The organism is Agarivorans sp. D1326 (genome assembly GCF_056958115.1).
Genome location: NZ_JBTWEN010000006.1, coordinates 317715 through 324278, shown reverse-complemented (window position 1 = coordinate 324278; position 6564 = coordinate 317715). Strand labels below are relative to the sequence as shown.

Here is a 6564-nt window from a genome sequence, read left to right as displayed (position 1 = left end):
GTGTCAGTGGAGGTGCATTATAGGGATCCGCGATTTTGGTGCAAGCGTTTTTTGAAGAAAATCACAGAAACACGTTTAAGTGTTCAGATAGTGAACAACAAAGCTTTAAAAGGATAGCTTATTTGCATAAATCTATCCCCTAAGAGTTACTAGAAAGCAAAGATAAAAAGAAGAAAACTGATCTAGCCCTTTAGAATATATTTAGCCGCTTCAGCTAGAGACGAAATCGTAGCAGTCGCTAAGGCTTTATCTTGTTCGCTCACATCGTACTGACCGCTTACCAACAACCTTTTTGGCACTCCGGCATTTTGGGCGGCCAAGATATCTGTAGCTTTATCCCCGACTAACCAAGACTTTTCTAAGTCAATATCTAGTTCTGCTGCGGCTTCTAGCAACATACCTGGTTTAGGTTTGCGACAGTTACAATCTTGGCGGTAATTTTCATCACCGTATTCGCTATGATGAGGACAGTAGTAGATACCATCTAAGTCGACTCCGCGATCAGCAAGCGACCAATCCATCCATTCGGTTAGGCTTAAGAACTGCTCTTCACTAAAGTAGCCACGCGCAATTCCCGCTTGATTGGTTACAACCACAAGCAACCAACCAGCTTCTTTGAGTTTTTGCATCGCCTCAATAGCGCCGTCGATAAACTCAAAGTCATCCACTTGAGATACATAGGCCCTATCGTGGTTTATAACTCCATCTCGGTCTAAAAACACTGCGGCTTGTTTCATTAGTTTTTTCTTTACTCGGTCAGTTAAGGGCTCATTCTACAATACAAAGCGTTGAATTTGTTGCTTGAGTTGATTGGATTTTTCTTCTAGCGACTTTGCATCATTTACACTAGATTGCGCTTCACTCACTGAATCTTGAGCGATAAGGGCGATTGTTTCCAGTGTTGCCGCCACATCGGAGGCCACTGCAGATTGTTCCTCGGTGGCTGCTGCAATCGCGGTAACCATTTCGGTAACACCTTGAGTGGTGTCGATCACTTGATGCAACGCATCTCCTGCCTTGTTAACCACATTGCGGCCGCTAGAAACCAGTTCGGTACTCTTTGACATACTCTGATTAGCCGCTTCAGTTAGGCTACGAATTTGGTTGATAATTCGAGCAATCTCTTCTGTGGATTGGCTAGTACGGCTAGCCAAGCTACGCACCTCATCAGCAACTACAGCAAAACCACGCCCTTGCTCGCCAGCACGAGCTGCTTCAATGGCTGCATTTAGCGCTAACAAGTTGGTTTGTTCAGCGATACCAGCAATAACATCGGTAATCTTTTCTACCTCTTCACCCGCCAGGTTTAACTTAGCGATATGCTGATTACTATCACTTACAGAACCTTCGATTTTTTGCATAATGGAAATGGTATCTGTCACTACTTGCCCGCCTTGGCTTGCGACGTCTCCGCAATCTCTTGCATGGTCAGCAGCTTGAGAAGTGTTTTGCGCTATTTCTCTGGCTGCTACAGACATCTCTTCAATAGCAGTAGCAGCTGAGTCAACTTTCGAACGCTGTTCATCTAGAGCGGTGCCAATGCCCGAGCTCTTATCAAAGACCTTCACACTGCTTTGACTCACATCTGCAGCAGTTTGATTCACCTCTGTTATTAATCCTTTTAGCTGTTCTGCCATCGCATTGATGGAGCCAGTAAGCTGCCCCACCTCGTCTTTAGCGCTAACCTTTAACGCCGGCTGCGAAAGGTTTCCGTTGGCTATTTGCATTGCTCGCTGATTAACTAGAGCCAGGTTGGATTTAATTTGACGAGTTAACCAAAGCACCACCAAGCCACCTAATAACGCGGCGATAGCAGCACCAGCAAATACCACCAGTACAACTTGCTCGCCTAGACGCTCTAGATCCTGTTGGTGGCTAACTAACACATTTTGCTGCTGCATATTCCAGTCATTAAGTTGCAGTTCAATATCGGCCACTAAGGGAATAACTTCGTTGGCCATCCGGTGGTTGGCAATATTCCAGTCAGGTGCTGCTCGTATCACAAACATCTCATCGACTAAGGGAACAAAAATATCAACTAACTCGACAAATTGTTGCCACAGCCGAGCTTGCTCTTCGGTAAATAAGTTGTTGGCAGCCTCTACATCGGCTACTCGCTGTTTATGCCTGGCAAAGTACTCTTGGTATTTCTCTTGTTCGTATTTATCACCAGTAATAATAAAACTACGCAAGCTGGTAAGGGCATTGGCCAGGTCATTACGCGCTTCGCTCATATCTGCTAACAAACGTACCCGTTTTTTGGGGCTATATAAGCCGGGTTGAGAAATTTCTTCGGTGACTGCGCTAGAAACCTGGTTCATCGCTTCTTCAGCTAAGGGGGCAATATCAAACAGCAATAAAGCGTGGGCAGGTAGGTTATCTTCGCTATTGGAAATTTTAATAATTTGTTGCTGCAGTTCTTTTAAGACTAAAAAGCTAGTTAAGGTTTGCTCTGGAACCGCTATATCGCTTAACAATTGAATTTGCTCTACGGCCAAATCAATGTTGAGCCAAGACTGTTCAAATAGACTTTGAAAATGCTCGGCGCGTTGTTTATCTGCGCCATGGATGAGGTAGGCTCGAAGAGCACTAAGCGATTGCTGAAGGTGTCGCTCAATTTCTTTACTTTGGGCAACTACAGGAACACTAACTTCAACTATTTGCCGCTCTTTTTGAGCAATTTTATCTAGTTGAATAAACACGATAACGGCGGAACAAAACATCAAAATAGCAACGAAACCAAAAGCCGATAACAGCTTATTCGAGATAGACACGAAGAGAACTCCTTTCCACAAAAAACGATGCTGTTGTTTAAGGCTAGTCTATTTGCCTAAAGCTACAACGCATCGTGGTTTACATCCAGCAAACCTAAAAATACCAATCTATTTAGAATATAAGCGGATATGCTGTTCAATTTCCAGCATAGTTTCACTAAGAGTTTCAAATAAGCCAGCAGCAAGTGCTATATGCTCATCCAAAATCGGTTGTTTTTTCAAGCCTTCTTCAAGCGCTAAACACTGAGCTTGTAAACTGCTGGCACCGAAATAACTACTACTAGATTTAAGGCCATGCGCTAAGCGTACTGCATCTTGGTAACGCTTAACCTTTAAAGCTTGCAATAGCTCTTCAATCATCGCCTCTGCGCCCTTTTGATATTCCTGCAATAAGGCATCAAACTCATCCCCCATACTTTCTTGCAGCTTAGTAAGCTCAGTTGTTGAAATCCGTTGATATTGAACGTTAGAAAGCTCATCACTACTTGTTAGCAGTGTTTGCTCAACACTGGCATTTTTTGTATTCAACCATTTACGCAGGCAAACATATAAACCCACTCGGTCAAATGGTTTAGTCACATAGTCATCCATTCCAGCATCAAAACAAGCCTGTTTTGCTTCTAAGCTAACGCTTGCTGTTAACGCAATAATAGGAATACGCTGAGCGAGGTTTTCAAGTTCCCGAATAACCATAGTGGCTTCATAACCATCCATGTCAGGCATCAAGCAATCCATTAAAATGAGAGAAAGTTTTGAGCCCCAACGCTTAAACAGGTCTATGGCTTCATGGCCATCACGGGCGATCATCACTTTAAGACCAAAGCTGTCTAACATATGGCTGGCGACACGTTGATTAACCACGGTGTCTTCAACCAACAATACGTGGCCAGATAACTTGCTTAATACAGCCTGTTCACGACTGTCGGTAACACTTACGCTCAGTACATCATCTTCAACACTTTGCAAAGGTAAGCTCACCCTAAACTCTGAGCCAACCCCCAAACCCGATGTCACGGATATATCGCCATCCATTAAGGACACAATGCGCTGACAAATGGCCAGCCCTAAGCCAGTGCCGCCATAACGACGAGTTGTTGAACTGTCTGCCTGAGCAAAAGGCATAAACAAGTTGTTGATAGCCTCCTCTGCAATACCAATGCCGCTGTCGGTCACTCTTACTAACACAGTTTCCTCGGCACCTGGTTGTTGACTATATTCAACACTCAAATTCACCGTGCCCACCTCGGTAAACTTAATGGCATTATTGACGAGGTTAATAAATATTTGCTGCACCCTGCCCTGATCGCCAATGAACACCTTCGGTAAATGTTCTGGGTAATCGAGATGCAAACTCAAATGCTTGGCTTTAGCTTGAGGAGAGAATAATTTAACGACTTCCAGCAAGGTTAAATGCAAGCTAAAAGCATCCAAGCGTAGCTCCATTTTACCGGCTTCTACCTTAGAGAAATCCAATACGTCATTAACAATCACCAATAAAGCTTTGCCAGAAAGGCGAATAGTATTCACGTGCTCAATTTGCTCTTCAGACAACGAAGAAGCGCTGAGTAACTGAGTCATTCCCAAAATACCGTTCAGCGGGGTACGGATCTCGTGACTCATCATTGCCAAAAAGTCGCTTTTTGCTTGCGAAGCTGTTTCTGCATCTCGCCTAGCAATGCTTAACTGCTGCTGGCTACGCTGGTGTTCTGCAATCTCATCATTAAGCTGTTCAGTACGGGCATCTACTTTTGCTGTCATTTGACCTATGGCTCGGGCCAATACGCCCACTTCATCATTCGACTTATCCGGTAAGGTCACCTGTATATTGCGCTCACCAAACAACAACGTTGCATTAGTAATGTAGCGCAATGGCGCAACTATAGTGTGAGCAAAAAACCAACCTACTAGCACCATTAAGCCGATGACTACAGCTGCCGCTAACAAAGCTTGCTTAGCTGCCATTTGTGAGGCTGCGATGGTCTCCTCGTAATCGGTTATTTGCACTAAATCCAAATACTCTTGATCGTTCGACGGCAAATAAGGCAAGCGCTGAATACTTAGTATGTAAGAGCCAAACTTAACCACTTGTTCTGGCAAATCTTTAACGGGAGAATTGATTAGTTGCTTGATGCGTTGATATTCTGAGGCTTGAAAGCTCGTAGACTGCCCTCTGCCATGCTCACTGCGCCACAATCGCTCTCCATTAATGTCGAACACTAACAAAGGCCCAATGGTAGTTTCAGCATGTTGACTAGAACGATTTGATGACGCTTGCTGAGATACTTTAAATAAATCATCAAGGCGATACTCAAAAAGCCATATAGCGGCAACACCGCCATCGCTATGTTGCACACTAGTAGCCAAGTACCATACACCTTGGCTATTTTGTCTAATTGTTTGAGCATGCACTCTATCTGGCAACTTTTCTGCGTCTAATAGCAATGCCTTCGGCAGCGTTTGACCAATTCGCTTTCCTACTGAGAGATATTCAAATTGTTGGCCTTGGCTAACCACAATAAGATGCGCGGCCAGTAAAGCTTTTTCCCGTTTAAGTAGCTGACGAATATCGCTACTTAAGCGCGAATGCCAAAAATCGGGTTCAACATTGATGAAGCGTTCATCTACAAATTGCTGCTGAATAAACCCGTCAAGTAAAGATTGCTCGGCTAGATGACTGAGCTCTTCAAAAGCATGAGATATTTCTCGATCTAGGCGCTCAACTTGAATTGCATTTCGTAAACTTAGTTGCTGTTCACGCTCGCTCTCTAAACTGGCAACAAAAGAAAAATAAAAGATAAGGTAAGTTACCGTAACCCCGGCTACCACCAAGCAACCACTGAGCAGCGTAACGTAAGTACTAATGGAGCTTTTACTGCGTTTAAACCACGAGTACTGCTTCCCCCTAGTTCGCTCCATTAAGCGAATCAGCCGGTCTTCGCGGCGTCGCTCCCGCTCTATGGTAGTAACTGGCGCAGGCGCTCTTAGCTCCAAGTAGCTAGCGACAGCTACCACTAAGTAACTGCTTAGCTTAATTAACGACAAGGAAAACACTGCAAAGCTGTTAACACCTAAGTCTTCTGACACCGGCCAAAAGTACAAAATAAATTGAATGCACACACACGCAAAGACGCCACACTCAAGGGTGCAATTTAACCAACGACCACGCCAACCAAAATAAGCGATAGCTATCGCAAATACCGCAGTAACCAATAATTCCAACACTGAATGAAGATGGGCTAAAGCCACCTGCATAAAAGGTAATGACACTACATAAAGAAAGGCGACACTTAGAAAAGAAAATATCACGCTACCAATAGCCAGCACCGCGATGCTCATTTTCCCACCGTTGGCTAAGCGCTCGTACCGGCTAAGCAGCACTCCGCAAATGAGCAACACAGCAGCTAAAAAGCCACGTGTAATCAGCCCAGACCATATCGCTACAGTATTCGAAGATAGTGGCTGAACACTTAAAAAGGAGGGATAGTTGAGAATAAAGTAGCAAAGCTCTAAACCCGACACCGAGAAAAAGGCGGCGCCAAAAACCAACATCGTGTAACTGTACTTCTTACGGTAAAAACTGCGGCACATTAAGCCAACAGAAAGCGGCAAAATAATGCTAAGCATCGCCACCATAACAGTAACTAAGGGAGCGACTGACGCTGAAGACTGGCGTCCCCAAAAGGCCAGAGCTACCACCAACACCAGCGAAAATAGCAAGCCAATGCTGTGCCGCCATGCTAAATCTAAATTGCGAAACATGCTGATGTTAGGTTTAGACATTACCTATATC

3 protein-coding genes are annotated in these 6564 nt (G+C 44.4%); all 3 read right to left on the bottom strand.

Annotation, left to right across the window (positions count from 1 at the left end):
• Positions 1-182 precede the first annotated feature (182 nt).
• The 3 genes from gmhB to ACYFDN_RS13940 all read right to left on the bottom strand — a co-directional run bounded on the left by gmhB (position 183) and on the right by ACYFDN_RS13940 (position 6554).
• Positions 183-737 carry a D-glycero-beta-D-manno-heptose 1,7-bisphosphate 7-phosphatase gene (gene gmhB, locus ACYFDN_RS13950; RefSeq protein ID WP_483511610.1) on the bottom strand — a complete coding sequence of 185 codons (555 nt, stop codon included), beginning with the start codon at positions 735-737 and terminating at the stop codon, positions 183-185.
• Between the two features lie 36 nt (positions 738-773).
• The gene (locus ACYFDN_RS13945) at positions 774-2774 is read right to left on the bottom strand and encodes a HAMP domain-containing methyl-accepting chemotaxis protein (RefSeq protein WP_483511608.1); all 2001 of its coding nucleotides are present in this window, start codon (positions 2772-2774) and stop codon (positions 774-776) included.
• Between the two features lie 108 nt (positions 2775-2882).
• On the bottom strand, positions 2883-6554 hold the full coding sequence (locus ACYFDN_RS13940; protein WP_483511607.1) for an ATP-binding protein: 3672 nt from the start codon (positions 6552-6554) through the stop codon (positions 2883-2885).
• Positions 6555-6564 lie beyond the last annotated feature (10 nt).